This is a genomic window from Pseudomonas sp. AC083 (assembly GCF_979253165.1).
Map to the genome: position 1 here is coordinate 126,122 of NZ_CEEDDH010000010.1, position 18,753 is coordinate 144,874.

19 protein-coding genes are annotated in these 18,753 nt (G+C 59.2%); 11 read left to right on the plus strand and 8 right to left on the minus strand.

All coding sequences use genetic code 11. The features are described from left to right. Positions 1 to 5: 5 nt before the first annotated feature. Together AC0IXA_RS16385 and AC0IXA_RS16390 are read right to left on the minus strand one after the other, a co-directional pair. Complete coding sequence (locus tag AC0IXA_RS16385) at positions 6 to 3,119, minus strand: multidrug efflux RND transporter permease subunit (RefSeq protein ID WP_341638839.1); 3,114 nt, start codon at positions 3,117 to 3,119, stop codon at positions 6 to 8. Further along, the gene (locus tag AC0IXA_RS16390; protein WP_341638840.1) at positions 3,116 to 4,276 is read right to left on the minus strand and encodes an efflux RND transporter periplasmic adaptor subunit; all 1,161 of its coding nucleotides are present in this window, start codon (positions 4,274 to 4,276) and stop codon (positions 3,116 to 3,118) included. The genes AC0IXA_RS16385 and AC0IXA_RS16390 overlap by 4 nt, the downstream gene beginning before the upstream one ends. A 409-nt stretch (positions 4,277 to 4,685) precedes the next feature. On the opposite strand from AC0IXA_RS16390, the gene AC0IXA_RS16395 reads away from it, so the two are divergent. Continuing rightward, entirely contained in the window at positions 4,686 to 4,925 is a 240-nt protein-coding gene (locus tag AC0IXA_RS16395; RefSeq protein ID WP_016773292.1) for a hypothetical protein, read from the plus strand. A gap of 128 nt (positions 4,926 to 5,053) precedes the next feature. On the opposite strand, the gene AC0IXA_RS16400 is transcribed toward AC0IXA_RS16395, so the two are convergent. The 5 genes from AC0IXA_RS16400 to norR form a co-directional block, all read right to left on the minus strand. After that, positions 5,054 to 5,803: a YkgJ family cysteine cluster protein gene (locus AC0IXA_RS16400; RefSeq protein ID WP_341638841.1), complete on the minus strand. Its 750-nt coding sequence runs from the start codon at positions 5,801 to 5,803 to the stop codon at positions 5,054 to 5,056. An 83-nt stretch (positions 5,804 to 5,886) separates the two neighbouring features. Beyond that, positions 5,887 to 6,213 carry a hypothetical protein gene (locus AC0IXA_RS16405; protein WP_341638842.1) on the minus strand — a complete coding sequence of 109 codons (327 nt, stop codon included), beginning with the start codon at positions 6,211 to 6,213 and terminating at the stop codon, positions 5,887 to 5,889. A 153-nt stretch (positions 6,214 to 6,366) separates the two neighbouring features. Then, positions 6,367 to 6,849, minus strand: coding sequence for a GNAT family N-acetyltransferase (locus AC0IXA_RS16410; RefSeq protein WP_341638843.1), 483 nt, complete (start codon positions 6,847 to 6,849; stop codon positions 6,367 to 6,369). Between the two features lie 3 nt (positions 6,850 to 6,852). After that, positions 6,853 to 7,755, minus strand: coding sequence for a chemotaxis protein CheV (locus tag AC0IXA_RS16415; protein ID WP_016773296.1), 903 nt, complete (start codon positions 7,753 to 7,755; stop codon positions 6,853 to 6,855). 229 nt (positions 7,756 to 7,984) lie between these two features. Then, positions 7,985 to 9,544, minus strand: a complete 1,560-nt coding sequence (norR, locus tag AC0IXA_RS16420; RefSeq protein ID WP_341638844.1) for a nitric oxide reductase transcriptional regulator NorR — start codon at positions 9,542 to 9,544, stop codon at positions 7,985 to 7,987. A gap of 163 nt (positions 9,545 to 9,707) precedes the next feature. Here norR and hmpA point away from each other — a divergent pair, with 163 nt between their 5' ends. Then, complete coding sequence (hmpA, locus tag AC0IXA_RS16425) at positions 9,708 to 10,889, plus strand: NO-inducible flavohemoprotein (protein ID WP_341638845.1); 1,182 nt, start codon at positions 9,708 to 9,710, stop codon at positions 10,887 to 10,889. Between the two features lie 222 nt (positions 10,890 to 11,111). Then, positions 11,112 to 11,621 carry a disulfide bond formation protein B gene (locus tag AC0IXA_RS16430; RefSeq protein WP_122507825.1) on the plus strand — a complete coding sequence of 170 codons (510 nt, stop codon included), beginning with the start codon at positions 11,112 to 11,114 and terminating at the stop codon, positions 11,619 to 11,621. Between the two features lie 141 nt (positions 11,622 to 11,762). Here AC0IXA_RS16430 and AC0IXA_RS16435 read toward each other — a convergent pair whose 3' ends face one another. After that, positions 11,763 to 12,098 (minus strand): hypothetical protein, encoded by a 336-nt coding sequence (locus AC0IXA_RS16435; RefSeq protein ID WP_156045085.1) that lies wholly within the window; start codon positions 12,096 to 12,098, stop codon positions 11,763 to 11,765. Positions 12,099 to 12,448: 350 nt separating this feature from the next. On the opposite strand from AC0IXA_RS16435, the gene cyoA reads away from it, so the two are divergent. The 8 genes from cyoA (at position 12,449) to AC0IXA_RS16475 (ending at position 18,733) form a co-directional block, all read left to right on the plus strand. Beyond that, positions 12,449 to 13,390 (plus strand): ubiquinol oxidase subunit II, encoded by a 942-nt coding sequence (cyoA, locus tag AC0IXA_RS16440; protein ID WP_122752278.1) that lies wholly within the window; start codon positions 12,449 to 12,451, stop codon positions 13,388 to 13,390. A gap of 3 nt (positions 13,391 to 13,393) precedes the next feature. Next, complete coding sequence (gene cyoB, locus AC0IXA_RS16445; protein WP_016773302.1) at positions 13,394 to 15,424, plus strand: cytochrome o ubiquinol oxidase subunit I; 2,031 nt, start codon at positions 13,394 to 13,396, stop codon at positions 15,422 to 15,424. A gap of 3 nt (positions 15,425 to 15,427) precedes the next feature. Continuing rightward, the gene (gene cyoC, locus AC0IXA_RS16450; RefSeq protein WP_016773303.1) at positions 15,428 to 16,051 is read left to right on the plus strand and encodes a cytochrome o ubiquinol oxidase subunit III; all 624 of its coding nucleotides are present in this window, start codon (positions 15,428 to 15,430) and stop codon (positions 16,049 to 16,051) included. Further along, complete coding sequence (cyoD, locus tag AC0IXA_RS16455) at positions 16,051 to 16,386, plus strand: cytochrome o ubiquinol oxidase subunit IV (protein ID WP_011335842.1); 336 nt, start codon at positions 16,051 to 16,053, stop codon at positions 16,384 to 16,386. The genes cyoC and cyoD overlap by 1 nt, the downstream gene beginning before the upstream one ends. Before the next feature lie 10 nt (positions 16,387 to 16,396). Continuing rightward, entirely contained in the window at positions 16,397 to 17,284 is an 888-nt protein-coding gene (gene cyoE, locus AC0IXA_RS16460) for a heme o synthase (RefSeq protein WP_471813892.1), read from the plus strand. 115 nt (positions 17,285 to 17,399) lie between these two features. Beyond that, positions 17,400 to 17,744, plus strand: coding sequence for a toxin (locus AC0IXA_RS16465; RefSeq protein WP_471813894.1), 345 nt, complete (start codon positions 17,400 to 17,402; stop codon positions 17,742 to 17,744). Further along, entirely contained in the window at positions 17,741 to 18,055 is a 315-nt protein-coding gene (locus AC0IXA_RS16470; protein WP_041479944.1) for a helix-turn-helix domain-containing protein, read from the plus strand. Before AC0IXA_RS16465 ends, AC0IXA_RS16470 begins: the two co-directional genes overlap by 4 nt. 186 nt (positions 18,056 to 18,241) lie before the next feature. Further along, positions 18,242 to 18,733: a RidA family protein gene (locus AC0IXA_RS16475; RefSeq protein ID WP_471813896.1), complete on the plus strand. Its 492-nt coding sequence runs from the start codon at positions 18,242 to 18,244 to the stop codon at positions 18,731 to 18,733. The last annotated feature ends 20 nt before the right edge of the window (positions 18,734 to 18,753 follow it).

Genomic DNA, 18,753 nt, shown 5'->3' on the forward strand with positions numbered 1-18,753 from the left:
CCGCCTCAGTCTGTGGTCGCCAGTGCCGTTGCGGGCGTTGGGGCTGGTGGGTGTGAGTGCCGGTGAAACAGCCGCTCGAGCCATAAGTATATGACCGGCGTGGTGAACAGCGTCAGCATCTGGCTGACCAGCAAACCGCCGACCACGGCAATGCCCAACGGCTGGCGCAGTTCAGCGCCGGTGCCGTAACCGAGCATCAGCGGCAACGCACCGAGCAGGGCGGCGAGGGTGGTCATGATGATCGGCCGGAACCGGGTGATGCACGCTTCGAAAATCGCCTCCTGCGGCGTCAAACCACGCTGGCGCTGCGCCTCGAGCGCGAAGTCGATCATCAGAATGCCGTTCTTCTTGACGATACCGATCAGCAGCACCAGGCCGATCAACGCCATGATCGAAAAGTCCTGGCCGCAGATCCACAGCATGATCACCGCGCCGAGGCCTGCCGCCGGCAGGGTCGAAATGATCGTCAGCGGATGCACGAAGCTTTCATAAAGCACGCCGAGAATGATGTACACCGCCACCAGCGCCGCCAGAATCAGCCACGGCTGGCTGGCCAGCGAACTCTGGAACGCCTGCGCTGCACCCTGGAAATTGCCGCTGATCGCGGTGGGCATGCCGATCTCGGCCTTGGCCTGGTTGAGCTGAATCACCGCATCGCCCAATGCCACGCCAGGGGCGAGGTTGAATGACATGTTGGCGGCGGGGAACATGCCGTCGTGAGCAATCGACAGCGGGCCGATGGTTGGCGCGTCAAACCTTGCCAGCGCCGACAGCGGCACCATCTCGCCGCTCAGTGGCGAGCGCAGGTAGAAATAGTTGAGGCTTTCGGCCTTGCCGCGCTGTTTGGTATCCAGTTCCAGAATCACGTTGTACTGGTTGACCTGGGTCTGGAATTCATTGATCTGCCGTTGGCCGAATGCATCGTACAGCGCCTCGTCGACATCGCTGGCGGTCAGGCCGAAACGCGCGGCGGCGCTGCGGTCGATGCTGATGTGAGTGATGCTGCCGCCCAGTTGCAGGTCATTGGATATGTCGCGGAATGCCGGATTGCTGCGCAGTTTTTCGGTCAGGCGCTGGGTCCAGGTGGCGAGGGTCGCGCCGTCGTTGCTCTTGAGTACGTATTGGTACTGCGCACGGCTGGGGCCGGAGCTTAGGTTGATGTCCTGCCCGGCGCGCAGATACAGGACGATGCCGGGGACTTTCATCAGTTGCGGGCGGATGCGGTCGATGAACTGGCTGGCGCTGACATCGCGATCGCCACGTTTTTTCAGGGCGATCCAGAAGCGCCCGTTGGCGATGGTCTGGTTGCTGCCGGAAACCCCGACCGAGTGCGAGAACGCCTGCACCGCCGGATCGGCTGCAACGATTTCGGCCATCGCCAAGTGTTTTTTCACCATGTCGCCGTAGGAGATATCCGCAGCGGCTTCGGTGGTGCCGAGGACAAAACCGGTGTCCTGCACCGGAAAGAAACCCTTGGGAATAAAGATGTAACCGGCAACAGCCAGCGCCAAAGATAAGCCGAACACACCAATCATCAATTTCTGATGATCGAGGGCGCGGCGCAGGCCCTTTTCGTACCAGCCGAGCAGGCGTTCGCTGAAACCGGGTTTGGCGTTGGCGTGATGTACCGGCTTACGCATAAACAGCGCGGCAAGGGTTGGCGCCAGGGTCAGCGACACCACCACGGAAATCATGATCGTCGAAGTCGCGGTCAGGGCGAATTCCTTGAACAGCCGCCCGACTACACCGCCCATGAACAGCAGCGGAATGAACGCCGCCACCAGTGAGAAACTGATCGAAACGACGGTGAAGCCAATCTCGCCGGCCCCCTTGATCGCCGCCTCGCGCATGTCATCGCCGGCCTCGAGATGGCGATGGATGTTTTCCACCACCACGATCGCATCGTCCACGACGAAGCCGACCGCGACGACGATCGCCACCAGCGTCAGGTTGTTCAGGCTGAAGCCGAGGATGTACATCAGGGCGAAACTGGCGATCAGCGAGACGCCGAGCACCGCCGAAACAATCAGCGTCGCCGATAACTGCCGCAGGAACAGCGCCATCACCGCGACCACCAGCAGGATCGCGATCAGCAAAGTGATTTCCACCTCATGCAGCGAGGCGCGAATGGTCTGCGTGCGGTCAATCAGGGTTTTCACCTGCACCGAGGCCGGCAGCATCGCTTCGAGGCCGGGCAGGGCGGCCTGAATGCGGTCGACGGTTTCAACAATGTTGGCGCCGGGCTGGCGGAAAATCACCAGATTCACGCCGGGGCGATCTCCGGCCCACGCCTGCACGTAGGCATCTTCCGCACCGTTGACGACTTTGGCGACATCGCGCAGGTGAACCGGGGCGCCATCCTTGTAGGAAACGATGAGCTCGCTGTAGTCCTCGGGGTGGAACAGCTGGTCGTTGGTCGACAGCGTCGAGATGCTCGATTCGCCGTACAGCGCACCTTTGGCCAGATTAAGACTGGTTTGCTGGATCGCCAGCCGAATGTCGGCCAGCGTCAGGCCGATGGCCGCGAGTTTGTCCGCCGAGGCTTGTACGCGAATCGCCGGGCGTTGCTGACCGGTGATGTTGATCTGGCCGACGCCGTCGACCTGACTGATCTGACGCGAGAGCAGGGTTTCCACCAGGTCGCTGAGTTCGGTGCCGGGCATCTGTGTCGAGCTGACACTGAGGATAAGCACCGGGCTGTCGGCCGGGTTAACCTTCTTCCACGTTGGCAGCGTCGGCATGTCTTTGGGCAACTTACCGGCGGCGGTGTTGATTGCCGCCTGTACTTCCTGAGCGGCGGTGTCGATGCTTTTATCGAGGGTAAATTGCAGGGTCAGCAGAGTTGAGCCCAGCGCGCTGCTGGAGGTCATCTGGGTCATGCCGGGGATGGCGCTGAATTGCACCTCCAGCGGCGTCGCCACCGAGGACGCCATGGTGTCGGGACTGGCGCCGGGTAACTGCGCCGACACTTGAATCGTAGGAAATTCCGCTTCCGGCAGTGGCGCAATCGGCAAACGCGGGAAGGCAATTACGCCGACCAGTACCAGAGCGAACGTCAGCAAAATCGTCGCCACCGGGTGATCGATGCACCAGGTCGAGATGCCCTTGTGCGAGTTCATGGCTTCGGCTCCGCCTGCACCACTTGCGCTGGCTCGCTCATGACTTGCACGCTCGAGCCCGGTTTGAGTCGCGACTGGCCGTCGGTCACCAGCACGTCACCAGCGTTGACACCTTTGATGATGTCCTGGCCGCTGCCCTGATAAACCATTTGCACCGGCACCGCCTCGACCTTGTCGTCCTTCACGCGGTAAACAAAGTGTTGTTCGAGGCCACGCTGTACGACGGTGGGCGGAACCACCAGCGCATCTTTATCCACAGCGGTCTGAATTTTTACCGTCACCAGCAAACCCGGCCAGAGCTTCTGGCTGGCATTGGCGAATTCGGCCTTGGCGCGGATGGTGCCAGTGTTGGCGTTGATCTGATTGTCGATCAGGGTCAGCTGACCTTCGCCGAGCAGATTGCCGGTTTCGCCATCAGTATCGGCTCCGATGTAGGCCTTGACCGGGGCGCGTTGCGGATCGCTGATCAGACTCTGCAGGGTCGGCAGCATCTGCTGCGGCAGGGAGAACTCGACGGCGATCGGGTCGATCTGCGTGACGGTGAACAGGCCCTGGGTGTCGGTCATGCGCAGGAAGTTGCCTTCATCGACCGTACGAATACCGACGCGCCCGGTGACCGGGGAGCGAATCTGCGTGTAGGACAGTTGCACCTGCGCCGCATCGATCGAGGCCTGATTGCCTTGCGCGGTGGCTTTGAGCTGATTGACCAAGGCCTGTTGCTGGTCGAAGGTCTGTTTCGATACGCCGTCATCGACGCTGAGCAGTTTGTAGCGCTTGAGATTGACCAGCGCGACCTGCAACTGCGCCTGACTCTCCCCCAACTGCGCCCGGGCCTGATCGAGGCTGGCGCGGATCGAGCGGTCGTCGATGGTCGCGAGCAGGTCGCCTGCTTTGACCACTTGACCTTCCTTGACCAAGATCTTCGTCAGGATCCCGTCGATCTGCGGGCGCACCACCACGCTGTGCAGCGACAGCACCGAGCCGATGCCGCTGGTGTAACGCGGCACGTCTTTGGCGCTGACCGTTACGACGCGTACCGGGATGGCGGTCGGACTGGCCAGTTTGGTCGGCGCTGGCTTGAGCGCGAACCACAGGCCGGCGGCTGCCAGCAGAATCAGGAGAGTGGCCAGCAGGATTTTAGTTTTCTGGATGGACATGCGCGGCGCCGAAGTCTGGAGTTTGGGCAGATTGACCAGTTATAAACCGGTCAGGCGGTCGGCAGGGTGACGGCTGGCTGTCAGGATTGTCAGTTTCGTTTGGATAGATGGGGAGTAGCAATGTGCGGCGATGGTCTTGTGTTGGATTCGCCCCTCACCCCAGCCCTCTCCCCAAGGAGAGGGAGCCGATTTGTGGGCTTTTCGAACCTGAGTTCGACTCGGTATCCCGTGTCGGCGAACCTCGAGTAAACACCTCGGTCTGTCCCCTCTCCCTCGGGAGTGGGTTAGGGTGAGGGGAAAACCGTTCAGCGCATCGCGCAAATCTTCAGATGCCGAGCCAGAGCGCACAGGTATACTGCGCGCCTTTGCGGCTCACTGATCGGGCCGACTTTTTGTTCCCGGAGCTTTTATGACTTCCCCGACCCAACCGCCGGTTGACGACGCTGTGAGCGACGTCCCGGCTGAAGTGGCTGACGCCAGCGAAACCAAGGCCGAGATTCCGGCGTTCAAGTTCCCGTTCAAGCCGGGCGAGCTGGCTTCGGCGAAAGGCTCGAATCAGCCGTGGTACAAGAATGGCGCGAAGAATGGCCATACCAAAACCCCGGGCATGGCGCCGCCGGGTACGCGTCGGTCGATGGGCAAGCGCTGACATCGGAAAGTGATGGTGGCGGCCTCTTCGCGAGCAGGCTCGCTCCCACATTGGATTTGTGTAGAACCCAAACCTGTGGGAGCGAGCCTGCTCGCGAAAGCGACAGCCGCTACAGCACAAATATCAGATCAAGCCGCGCGCAATGAAATGAACGCATAAGTCTGCGCCGGTTCCGTCACTACTTGCCCGCCCGCAGCCAGCACTTGCCCGGCGACATCATCGCCGGACAAATGAAACAGCCATTCACTGGTTCGCGCCGCCAGCGGTTGCGCGCTCACCTGGTCGATCACTGCCGCAAAGGCATCCATGTTCGGCAAGTACGCGGTGAACCCGTCGCCCTTGAGCGCCGTGGTGCGAATCCCCAACGTTGCGCAGATCGCATCTTTGAGTTTGATGTCATCCCGATCCGCCTGACGCGAACGCTGGATCAGCTCAACCAGTTCCCGATCAACCAACTCACCGCCCACAATCAGCTCCGGCCCCTGCTCCCAGGACTCTGGCGGGCAATCCTTGGCAGCTGGATTGAGCGGGATGTGCGGATTGATTTCCGCCGGGTAAATCCGGCACACCAGCGGGCGCCGCTCGTAGATTCGGCAGCGCTTGTCGTCGTCAAGATTCCGGCAGGGGCCGACGTTGTAGGCGGCAAAGGTGATCGCCACATGAGCATCGGCAGTGCCACTGCGGACCACTGCCGAACGGCGCTCGGCATGTTCGCGCTGCTGCGCCGGCAGGCCCAGGCCATTGCCGAGAAACGCCTCGACCAGCACGATCACCTGACCGCCATCCGCCGCCCACATGCGGGCCTCGGCGAGCGTCAGCGGGACATGGTGATCGGTACAGCATTTGCCGCAACCTACGCAGGAAAACGTCGTATTCATTGAGCGATCTGTCTTCAATCAGGGTGTGAAACGACGGCAGAAAACCATCGCACAGAACCGGATCGAAGCAAGGACTGCGCCACTCAGTGGGTTTTCGTGACCGGGCGAATCGCATCCCACTCGGTGACGTACGCGGTTTTCGACTGTTTGTTGTACAGGCACAGCTCGCTGCCTTGCTGGCCTTTCATGTGTTTTTGCGGGTATTGGCCTTGCAGCAGAACGGCGGTGTAACCGACGCGGTCGTCGAATTGCGCAGGTGTGCCGACCGGTTTGACGTTTTTCAGACCGCTGGCCTTGGTGCAACTGGCGAGCACGGTCTTGTCGTAAGCGGCCCAGGCGTCGGGGCTGGAGGCGTGGGCCTGGGAGGCCAGGGCGGTGAGGCTGAGCAGGGCCAGGGTGAAGGCTTTCATGGTTGGGCATCCTTGGTTATGGCCAAGGTTTGAGTCTGCCTGAAGAGTTTTGTTGCCTGGGGCACCGCTAAAAGATCGCAGCCTTCGGCAGCTCCTACATGGAAATGCGGTTTCCTGTAGGAGCTGCCGGAGGCTGCGATCTTTTGACTTTGATCAGTCCGGCACCAATTCCCGGCGGACCACATACATCCCGACACTCTCATACAACCGCCGCGCCCGCAGGTTGTCCTCCAGAACCCGCAAATCGACAAACCCCTCGCCTCGCTGTTGAAAGACGCTGAAGGCATGCAGCAACAACGCCCGCCCAAGGCCCCGGCCCTGCATTCGTGGATGCACCACCAGACTCTTGATATACGCACTGGTCCAGCACTGCGCCACGCCCACCACGCCCTCGGCATCGCAGGCCACGAAACACAATGCTGGATCGTATTCAGGGTCGCTGGCAAAGCGCTGACGCCAGTCGTGCAGTGACGGCACTCGACCGCCACCTTCCAGCTGTCCGAGCTGCATCAGCTGATGCACTGCCGGCGCCAGCTCCTCGCGGTAGACGGACAACTCAATCCCCTCCGGCCACTGCGCATCCGGCAGAACCCCACTCAAGTCGCGGCGCAGCAGAAAGCAAAAAGTCTCGGCCAAGACTCAGTGCCCGTTGGCCGCGACGTGCTTGGCGGCTTCGATCAGGCGTTGGGTCAGCTCCGGTGAGGAGAACTTGGTCAGCACCGCATTGGCACCGGCCAGCCGGGCCTTTTCACTGTTCATCGCGCTGTCGAGGGAGGTGTGCAGCAGCACGTACAGGTGAGCAAAGTCCGGGGTCTCGCGCAGGGTTCGGGTGAAGGCGTAGCCGTCCATTTCCGACATTTCGATGTCGGAGACGATCAGGTTGATCTGCTGCGCGGTGCCTTGCAGGTCGAGCAGGCAGTCGATGGCTTCCTTGGCACTGCGCGCGGTGTGGCATTGCAGGCCCAGATTGCGCAGGGTGTGCACCGATTGCTGCAGGGCCACCTGGCTGTCGTCGACCACCAGAATGCGCGCGTTGCCGAGCACTTCGGCGTCTTCCATGGTCAGGTCGGTGGGCGCCATTTCGATCTGCGCCGGGGCGATGCTGTGGATGACTTTTTCGATATCCAGCACCTGCACCAGCGTACCGTCCACCGAGGTCACGCCGGTGATGTAGGCGCGCGAGCCGCCGGAGCCGAACGGTGGCGGCTTGATGTCGGTGGTCAGGCAATGGACGATCTTGCTCACCGCCTGCACATGCAGACCCTGCTTGGAACGGCTGACATCGGTGACGATCAGGCAGCCACCGTTGGGATCTTCCAGCGGCCGCTCGCCGATCGCGCGGCTGAGGTCGATCACCGACAGCGATGCACCGCGCAGGGAGGCGATGCCTTTGACGTGCGGGTGCGACTCCGGCAGCTTGGTCAGCGGCGGGCAGGGGATGATTTCACTGACTTTCAGCAGGTTGATCGCCATCAGCTTGCCGCTGCGCAAGGTAAACAGCAGAAGCGAAAGTGAATCTGCGCGGGCTTTGGTGGAGGACATAAGAACCTTCTGTGGGGCGAGAGTGTAAATCGCCAGAAACCTTTGATGCCGTGTTATCGGCGTCAGAAGGTTGGGCTTTAGCTCAGTTGTTGGCTGGACAAAAAACATCTGTGGCGAGGGGATTCATCCCCGTTGGGTCGCGTAGCGGCCGCAAAAGACGGGACCGCTGCGCAGTCCAACGGGGATAAATCCCCTCGCCACAGGTCATCAAGCAAGCTACATGGCGCGGTTATTTCATGCCCAAACGCTTGGCCATCCGCCCAAGATTCGCCCGATCCACCCCCAACTCCCGCGCCGCACTCGCCCAGTTATCCTGGTGACGCTCCAGCGCTGCAATGATCAGGCGCCGCTGAAACTCATCGGTGGCACTGCGCAGATCCCCGCTGATTATCGGCAGCACGTTGACCAAGTCAGGGTTGGCAGGCGCAATCACGTTATCCACAACCTCACGGGGCAAATCCAGATCCGCCGCGCTCAGACTCAAAATCTTCGGCCGCACTTTGCAGTTACCCAGCGCCTTCAGCGCACTGCGCCCGATCAAATGCTCCAGCTCCCGGACATTCCCCGGCCAGGTGTAGGCCAGCAGCGCTTCCTGAGCATCACTGTTCAAACGCAGGCTATTGAGGCCCATGCGCGAGCGGTTCTGCTCGAGAAAGAAACCACTGAGCAGCAACACGTCGCGCCCGCGATCGCGTAGGGCCGGCACCCGCAGCGGGTACACGCTCAAGCGGTGATAAAAGTCGGCACGGTAGCGACCGCTGCGCACTTCTTCGGCCAGATCGCGATTGGTCGCGGCAATCAGACGCACGTCGACCTGGTGCTCCTTGTCCGAGCCCAGGCGCTGCAATTGACCGCTCTGCAATACGCGCAGCAACTTCGCCTGGACTGTCAGCGACAGCTCGCCGACTTCATCAAGAAACAGCGTGCCGCCATTGGCCAGTTCGAACTTGCCACGCCGGTCGCTGGTGGCGCCGGTGAAGGCGCCGCGCACGTGGCCGAACAGTTCGCTTTCCACCAGCGTGTCGGGCAGGGCGGCGCAATTGAGGCTGATGATCGGTTTGTCGGCGCGCGCGGAGGCGGCGTGGATGGCCTGGGCGACCAGTTCTTTACCGACGCCGGTTTCGCCGGTGATCAGAACAGTCAGATCACTGCCGCCGACCAGATTGATTTCTTCCACCAAACGTTTATGCGCCTTGCTCTGGCCGATCATTTCGCGGTGCTGCTGACCGCTGGCCTGACGGTAGACCTCGGCGCGCTGATGCTCGTCTTCGGCGCGGGTGGCTAGACGTTCGATGCGTTCGGCGGCGTTGACCGTGGCCGAGGCGAGGCTGGCGAAGGCTTGCAGGGCGTCGAGTTCGATCGGCTCGAAACGCTCCGGGTCCAGTGCGTCGAGGGTGATCAGGCCCCAGAGTTTTTCATCGACGAATAAAGGACAGCCGAGGCAGTCGTGAACTTCAAGATGATCGTCGAGGCCATCGACCAAACCGTCGTAAGGATCGGGCAAGTCGCTGTCGGCAGCGAAGCGCGTCGGCCCGGCGCCGGCCAGCAGGATTTCAAAACGCGGATGCTCGCTGACCTTGAAGCGCCGGCCGAGGGTGTCGGTACTCAAGCCATCCACCGCCAGCGGCACCAATGATTCGCCATCCAGACGCAACAACGCGGCGGCATCGCAGGGCAACAAGGCGCGCATGGCCTCGAGCAAACGCCGATAGCGCTCACCTTCGGGCAGTTCGCGGGAGAGGTCGGCGACCAGAGGCAGCAGGGCGGTAAGCAAGGATTTGGCGGTCATGGGTATGTAGTCAAAGAGACAAGGTGTAGTCGCGATGACTATACGTTCATTTGTGTCTAAATGACTACTAATGCCTCAAGTCGTTGAATTTAATGGATTAATTAGTTGGCACGAAAGCTGATATGCCTAAGGCAATCTTTCAAGAAAGCGCAGGAGTCACCTTATGCTTAGCGTCCAGGATCGTGCCATCATCAAATCCACCGTGCCTCTGCTGGAAAGCGGCGGCGAGGCGTTGATCACGCATTTCTACCGCATGATGCTCTCCGAATACCCGCAAGTGCGCCCGCTGTTCAACCAAGCGCATCAGGCCAGTGGCGATCAGCCGCGTGCCTTGGCCAACGGCGTGCTGATGTACGCCCGGCACATCGATCAGCTCGACCAGTTGGGCGATCTGGTGGCGAAGATCATCAACAAACACGTCGCCCTGCAGATTCTGCCGGAGCATTACCCGATCGTCGGCACCTGCCTGCTGCGCGCCATTTCCGAAGTGCTCGGCGAAGAGATCGCCACGCCTGAGGTGATGAGTGCCTGGGGCGCTGCGTACGGGCAACTGGCCGACATCCTGATCGGCGCCGAAACCGCGATCTATGACCAGAAGGAACACGCTGTCGGCGGCTGGCGCGGTGCGCGGGAATTCATCGTCGCAGCGAAGGTGCAGGAGAGCGCCGAAATCACCTCGTTCTACTTCGAACCAGCAGACAAAGGGCAGATTCTTGCGGCCGAACCGGGTCAGTACATCGGCATGAAGCTGACCCTAGACGGCGAAGAAATCCGTCGCAACTATTCGCTCTCGGCACTGGCCAATAACGGTCAGTACCGCATCAGCGTCAAGCGTGAACCGAATGGCCGCGCATCCAACTACCTGCATGATCAACTGCACGTCGGCTCAAGCATCCAACTGTTCCCGCCGTCGGGCGAATTCACCCTGGCGGCCAGCGACAAACCACTGGTGCTGATCAGTGGCGGCGTCGGTATCACCCCGACGCTGGCGATGCTGGAAGCCGCGCTGGCCACCGAACGTCCTGTGCACTTTATCCACTGCGCACGCAATGGCAGCGTCCACGCATTCCGTGACTGGGTCGATGGGCTGGCGGCGCGTCATCCGCAACTCAAGCGCTTCTATTGCTACGCCGAAGAAGATGGCGTCAGCCCGGCGGCGGACAAGGTTGGCCTGCTCAACGAAGAACTGCTCGGCGAGTGGCTGCCGGCGCAGCGTGATGTCGATGCGTACTTCCTCGGGCCTAAAGGGTTCATGGGCGCGATCAAGCGGCATCTGAAAGCGTTGGGCGTTCCGGAGAAACAGAGCCGTTACGAGTTCTTCGGCCCGGCTGCTGCTCTCGAGTGAGCTGAAACCGAGTTGTCTCGTTCGCGAGCAGGCTCGCTCCCACCGGATTTGCGTTCGACGCAGTTCCATTGTGGGAGCGAGCCTGCTCGCGAATCTTCTGCGCGCCGCAAAGCCATGTTGGTTAATCATTCCTTAACCGCTCTATCGTTTATTGCCCCGGTGTAGACTTGCGACAATTTCAGCCGCCGGCCGGCTGGACCATGGACTTACAAAGGAAAGGCAATGAGCGAGGAAACGATGCGGTTGGGGCGCGAGCGGCGCTATCTGGTGTTGCTGGGGATCATCTGCCTGGCGTTGATCGGCGGCGCACTTTACATGCAGGTCGTGCTCGGCGAAGCACCTTGCCCGCTGTGCATCCTGCAGCGCTATGCATTGTTGCTGATTGCACTGTTCGCCTTCATTGGCGCGGGCATGCGCAGCCGTCGCAGCATCACGGTGTTCGAGACGCTGGTGGTGATCTGTGCGATTGCCGGGGCCGGTGTGGCCGGGCATCACGTCTATACGCAGTTCTATCCGGCGGTAAGTTGTGGCGTCGATGTACTGCAGCCAATCGTCGATGATCTGCCGCTGGCAAAGATTTTCCCGCTGGGCTTTCAGGTTGACGGTTTCTGCTCGACGCCGTATCCGCCGATCCTCGGTCTGTCGCTGGCGCAATGGGCGCTGGTGGCCTTCGTGCTGGTGGTGATTCTAGTGCCGTTGCTGACCTCGCGTAATCGAAAAGCGCTGCACTGAGTCAACTTCTCGGCAGAGCTGCCGATAAACAAAACGCCCCGGTTTTCGCTGATGAAAATCGGGGCGTTTTGCATTTCAGAGCGTTTGTGAAAACACCGTGACGAACGGCAATGAAGCGTGCGGCAAATGTGCGACATGTTGTCACACAGGGGCTGTCGCAGGGACTCGCGAAGCGGCGGATTGGCCGCCTGTTACATAAAAACATTGGCCAGTTTCAGCGTTTTCGGGCTTGAGCACGGACGTACCAGAGCAGGCAGTTTTAACAGGCGCCGGCAGATGGGCGAAGCCCTTGGAACATCGGGCTTTGCGCCGCTCCAGCGTTTGTAGATCGGGTGCAGAGCTGTCTGATTTGAGGCGGTTACGCTGGCAGATTTTGCCGCTTTTATTGAGAAACGCTTTCGATAACTTGCGCAACTTTTGCAAAAATGGCGATGGATTGTTGCTCTGAGTGATAAAAATTATTTCGGGATAAGACATGGTGTATAGGGCGCTACCTATCTACAATCGCCCGCACTGAATTCCCGACGCTGTTCAGCCTTTATCAAGGAACTGATCAGGAGGTCGGGTGTCGAGCGAGCCGCGAGGTTTTCGAGACACCCTGGTGTCGGTGCCTTTCCAATTTTCCGCACCAAATGGAATTGGTCTGTAACAAGGCCTTTGACCACGAATTCGAATAAGAACTGAACGCTGTCCCAAGGTTTTGTCGAGCGTGTGACGCGCGACGGGCGGCCCTTATTCAATCCAAAGAAAATGCCAACCCTTGGCAGGGTGAAGTGTTGGCGATCAAAACCCAACTGCATTGCGCAAGCTGCTTTAGAGGTCGTGAGATGAGTAAAAACAGGTACCCCAGATTACTAGGCCTAGTGCCGCTGCTCGGCACGTTGTTGCTGGGAGGCTGCAACATGACCTTGCTCAATCCAACGGGCCAGGTCGGCCTGGAACAGCGCAACCTGATCATCACCGCCACGCTGCTGATGCTGTTGGTCGTCGTGCCGGTCATCGTCATGACCTTCCTGTTTGCCTGGAAGTACCGCGCTTCGAACAAGAACGCCGTCTACACGCCGAAGTGGTCGCACTCGACCAAGATCGAAGTGGCCGTATGGACCATCCCGGTGCTGATCATCATCGCCCTGGGCTACATCACTTACATCTCGACTCACGAGCTGGACCCGTATCGTCCGATCGAGTCTGACGTCAAGCCGGTGACCATCGAAGTCGTCGCGCTGGACTGGAAGTGGCTGTTCATCTACCCGGAACAAGGCATTGCCACGGTCAACAAGATCGTGTTCCCGGCGCACACGCCAATCAACTTCAAGATCACCTCCGATGCCGTGATGAACTCGTTCTTCATCCCGGGCCTGGGCGGCCAGATCTACGCGATGGCGGGCATGCAGACCAAGCTGCACCTGATCGCTGACCGCAACGCTGAAATGGACGGTATCTCCGCCAACTACAGCGGTGCCGGTTTCACCGGTATGAAATTCAAGGCTATCTCCACCACTCAGGAAGATTTCGACGCCTGGGTAAATGAAGTCAAGAAGTCGCCTAAACAGCTTGATCAGGCTGAATACGCGGCCCTGGCCAAACCGAGCCAGAACAACCCAGTCGAACTCTACTCGTCGGTCACGCCGAACCAGTTCCAGATCATCGTCGACAAGTACGAAGGTATGAAGCCGGGCAAGCCGCTGAAGCACGAGAAGAAAGAGAAAGAAGTGGCGGCCACGGATATTGACGCGGGTTCGCATTCAGCTGCCGGGGCAGAGGAGTAAACGATGTTTGGTAAATTAAGTTGGGAAGCAGTCCCATTCCACGAGCCGATCGTGATGGTGACCATCGCCATGATCGCCCTCGGTGGTCTGGCGCTGTTCGCTGCGATCACTTACTTCAAGAAGTGGACGTACCTGTGGACCGAGTGGCTGACTTCGGTCGACCACAAGAAAATCGGCGTGATGTACATCATCGTCGCCATGGTCATGCTGCTGCGCGGCTTTGCCGACGCGATCATGATGCGTACCCAGCTGGCCATGGCCACCGAGGGTTCGCCTGGCTACCTGCCACCTGAACACTATGACCAGATCTTCACCGCTCACGGTGTGATCATGATCATCTTCATGGCGATGCCATTCTTCACCGGCCTGATGAACCTTGCAGTGCCGCTGCAGATCGGCGCGCGTGACGTTGCGTTCCCGTTCCTGAACTCCCTGAGCTTCTGGCTGCTGGTGTCCGGCGTTGTGCTGATCAACCTGTCGCTGGGTATCGGTGAATTCGCCAAGACCGGTTGGGTTGCGTATCCGCCGCTGTCGGGTCTGCAATACAGCCCTGGCGTGGGGATGGATTACTACATCTGGGCGCTACAGCTATCCGGATTGGGTACGACGTTAACCGGGGTCAACTTCCTCGCGACCGTACTGAAAATGCGTACCCCTGGCATGAAACTGATGGACATGCCGATCTTCACCTGGACCTGCACCTGGGCAAACGTTCTGATCGTGGCTTCGTTCCCGATCCTGACCGCTACCCTGGCACTGCTGACCCTTGACCGTTACATGGATTTCCACATTTTCACCAATGAACTTGGTGGCAATCCGATGATGTACGTCAACCTGTTCTGGGCGTGGGGCCACCCTGAGGTTTACATCCTGATCCTGCCGGCCTTCGGCATCTTCTCGGAAGTGATCTCGGCGTTCACCGGCAAGAAACTGTTCGGCCACCACTCGATGATCTACGCCTCGGGCGCGATCTCGGTACTGGGCTTCATGGTCTGGCTGCACCACTTCTTCACCATGGGGTCGGGTGCAAGCGTCAACGCCTTCTTCGGTCTGGCGACGATGCTGATTTCCATCCCGACGGGTGTGAAGCTGTTCAACTGGCTGTTCACCATCTACCAGGGCCGTCTGCGCTTCACCAGCCAGGTAATGTGGACTCTGGGCTTCATGGTGACCTTCGCCATCGGCGGCATGACCGGCGTACTGCTGGCCATCCCGGGTGCTGACTTCGTGCTGCACAACAGCCTGTTCGTGATCGCGCACTTCCACAACGTGATCATCGGCGGTGCGGTATTCGGTTACATCGCTGGCTTCGCGTTCTACTTCCCGAAAGCGTTCGGCTTCAAGCTGCACGAAGGCTGGGGTAAAGCAGCGTTCTGGTTCTGGATCTCGGGCTTCTTCGTCGCGTTCATGCCGCTCTACGCACTGGGCTTCATGGGCATGACCCGTCGTCTGAACGCCACCACCAACCCTGAGTGGGTACCGTACCTGTACGTTGCCATGTTCGGTGCGGTGATGATTGCTGTCGGTATCGCCTGCCAACTGATCCAGCTGTACGTCAGTGTGCGTGACCGCAACAAGCCAGAGAACGTTTGCGATCACGGTGACCCGTGGAATGCACACACCCTGGAATGGTCGACCTCGTCGCCACCACCGTTCTACAACTTCGCTGTGCTGCCTAAGGCTGACTGCATCGACCCGTTCACCGAAGCCAAGGAAAACGGTACTGCGTACCAGCGTCCGGCCAAGTACGAGCCGATCCACATGCCGAACAACACCGCCACTGGCGTGGTGATGGGCGCGCTGTTGACCGTCTTCGGTTTCGCGATGATCTGGCACATCTGGTGGCTGGCGATCGCGAGCCTGGTGGGCACCGTCGTTTACTTCGTGATCCACGCTGCACGTGACGACCAGGGCTATATGGTTCCGGTTGAAACGATCGAGCGTATCGAAGCCGAGCAGCACAAGCGTCTGGTCGCGGCAGGGAAAATCCCGGCCAATGCCACCCGTGTTGAAACCTCGTTGGAACAGGCTTAAACCATGTCGAACTTAGTGACCAATGTTGGACACGCCCATGGTGACCATGGGCACGATGACCATCACCACGACTCGGGCGAGATGACCGTATACGGTTTCTGGCTCTACCTGATGACCGACTGCATTCTGTTTGCGTCGATCTTCGCGGTGTACGCAGTACTGGTAAACAACGTTGCCGGTGGCCCGTCGGGCCACGACATCTTCGAACTGCCTTACGTGCTGGGCGAAACCGCTCTGCTGTTGTTCAGTTCGATCACCTACGGCTTCGCCATGCTGGCGTTGTACAAGGGCAAGAAGCAGGCGGTCCTGGGCTGGTTGTTCATGACCTTCCTGCTCGGCGCGGGCTTCATCGCCATGGAGATCAACGAGTTCCACCTGCTGATCTCCGAGGGCTTCGGTCCTAGCCGTTCGGGCTTCCTGTCGGCGTTCTTCACCCTGGTCGGTACCCACGGTCTGCACGTTTCGGCCGGTCTGATCTGGATGGGCATCATGATGTATCAGGTCAACAAGCATGGCCTGACGTCGACCAACAAGACCCGTCTGAGCTGCCTGAGCCTGTTCTGGCACTTCCTGGACGTGGTCTGGATCTGCGTCTTCACCGTTGTTTACCTGATGGGGACTCTGTAATGGCTAATGCACACTCCCATGACAGCCACGATGCTGGCCACGGCAGCGTCAAGTCGTACGCCATCGGCTTCATCCTGTCGGTAATCCTGACCGTCATTCCGTTCGGTCTGGTGATGTACCCGACCCTGCCGAAGTCGACGACGCTGGCAATCGTTCTGCTGTTCGCAGTGATCCAGGTGATTGTTCACCTGTATTACTTCCTGCACCTGGATCGTTCCATTGCACAGCGTAACAACGTGATCGCATTCGTCTTTACGGCGATCGTGATCGTGCTGCTGGTTGGCCTGTCGCTGTGGATCATGTTCAGCATCCACACGTACATGATGGCGAAGTGAGGTAGACCCGATGTCGCTCAAGCACTTTATCCAAATCACCAAACCGGGGATCATTTTCGGTAACGTGCTTTCTGTGGCAGGCGGGTTCTTCCTGGCCTCGAAAGGGCATGTCGATCTGGCGGTGTTTCTGGCCGCCATGATCGGTACTTCCCTGGTCGTGGCCTCCGGTTGCGTGTTCAACAACTGCATCGACCGCGACATCGACCTGAAGATGGAACGCACCAAGAACCGTGTGCTGGTCCAGGGCCTCATCTCCCTGAAACTGGCCCTGGTTTACGCGACCATTCTGGGTGTTCTCGGCGTTTCCTTGTTGTTCAAGGTGGCCAACCCGTTGGCTGCCTTGTTCGCAGTAATCGGCTTCATCATCTACGTCGGCTTCTACAGCCTGTACCTCAAGCGCAAGTCGGTTCACGGCACGCTGGTGGGCAGTCTGTCGGGGGCCATGCCGCCAGTGATCGGTTACGTTGCCGTGACCAACAGCTTCGACATGGCCGCACTGACCCTGCTGGTGATGTTCAGCCTGTGGCAGATGCCGCATTCCTACGCCATCGCGATTTTCCGTTTCAACGATTACCTGGCCGCATCGATTCCGGTGCTGCCAGTGAAACGCGGCATTCAAGTGGCGAAGAAGCACATCCTGCTCTACATCCTGGCGTTCCTCGTGGCGACCTTGATGCTGACCTTCAGCGGCTACGCCGGCATGAGCTACCTCGCCGTCGCCGCCGCCATGGGCATGTACTGGCTGTACATGGCCTGGACCGGCTACAAGGCAGTCGATGACACCGTCTGGGCACGCAAGCTGTTCGTGTTCTCGATCTTCACCATCACTGCGTTGAGCGTCATGATGTCCCTGGACTTCAAGGTGCCGGCAGAGCTGTTGCTGACGTACGCGCCGTAAGGTTTGCAGGCTTCAGGAAAAACCCCGCACGTTGAGAGATGTGCGGGGTTTTTTGTTTATTCGAGCAGCAATTTGTTGATAGGCTATCTATAGTCAAGCTGCTTATAGTTTGACTATGCGAACAATCTTTTTTGAAACCACGATATTTACCACAAGCGTTGGCCGCTATCTGACGGACGACGAATATCGAACAATGCAGAACTACCTTCAGAGCAATCCGCTTGCGGGCGATGTAATGCCTCGAACGGGTGGCTTCCGTAAGCTGCGCTGGGCTGATTCTCGCCGTGGCAAGGGAAGACGGGGCGGCTTGCGGGCTCTCTACTATTGGCTTATGAATGATGGTCAGTTCTGGATGTTCGCCATTTACGACAAAGATGAGGTTGAGAAGCTGACTGCCGAGCAGGAGAGGGCACTCAGGACAGCCATTGATAAAGAGTTGAAAAAACGAGGTACCCCATGAAAAAACGCGACCTGTTTGCAGAGTTAATGCAGGGCGTTGATGAGATGGCGGCTCAACGCGAGGGCAAGATCACACTGCGCAATACAGTGCTTGAGGACAAGCCTGTACCTGAAGTGGGCGCACAGGAAATTGTGGCTCTTCGAGAAAAACTGCATATGTCTCAAGCTGTTTTTGCCAGTCGAATCAGGACAAGTCCAAACACCCTTCGAAATTGGGAGCAGGAAAAGTCGAAGCCCAATGCTCAAGCAGCCTTATTGATACGACTGGTTGAAAAATTTCCAGATATGGTTGAGCGCTTGAACACTGTTTGAGCGCCGCTGAAGATCAGCTTGTGGTCCGGGGCATCCGAAGGTTTGGGGCTTTTTGTTCCATCTACGCTGGTTGCACAACTTACGCAAACACCCTAGATTTGGATCCAACCCCGACAGTAGTAGCTCCACGCCATCCCCCGGTGGTCGACTGTCCTAACCCGTGCATTGATCAAAAGGCTGGGCGCAATGACCGAACGGATGACCTGCGATGAGCGCTTTATCGCCCTGGCCGAAGAACTCAACTACGACATCCATGGCGAGAACACCGCCGGTGGCAATTACGCGCCGCTGATCCGTCATCACGATGAGCTGTACATCAGCGGCATGGTGCCGCGGGTCAATGGCAAGATCCTGTATCCCGGTCGCGTGGGGCTGGAATTGAACCTCAAGGATGCACAAGCAGCGGCGAGCATCAGCGCCATGCGTTGCCTGGCGCTGATCGTCGATGCGGTCGGTTCGCTGGACAAGATTCGCGCGTTGTTGCGTGTCACGGTGTATGTGAAGTCGACTGCTGACTTTGTCGACCTGAGCGAAGTGGCCAACGGCGCTTCGGACGTGTTCAGCCATGTGCTGGGCGATGCCGGACGGCATACGCGCACGACCATCGGCGTTTATCAGTTGCCGAAGAATGCGGCGATTGAAGTGGACATGATTGCGGCGTTGCATCCTTCGGCTTGAGGTTCCCGCCTCAAACAAAA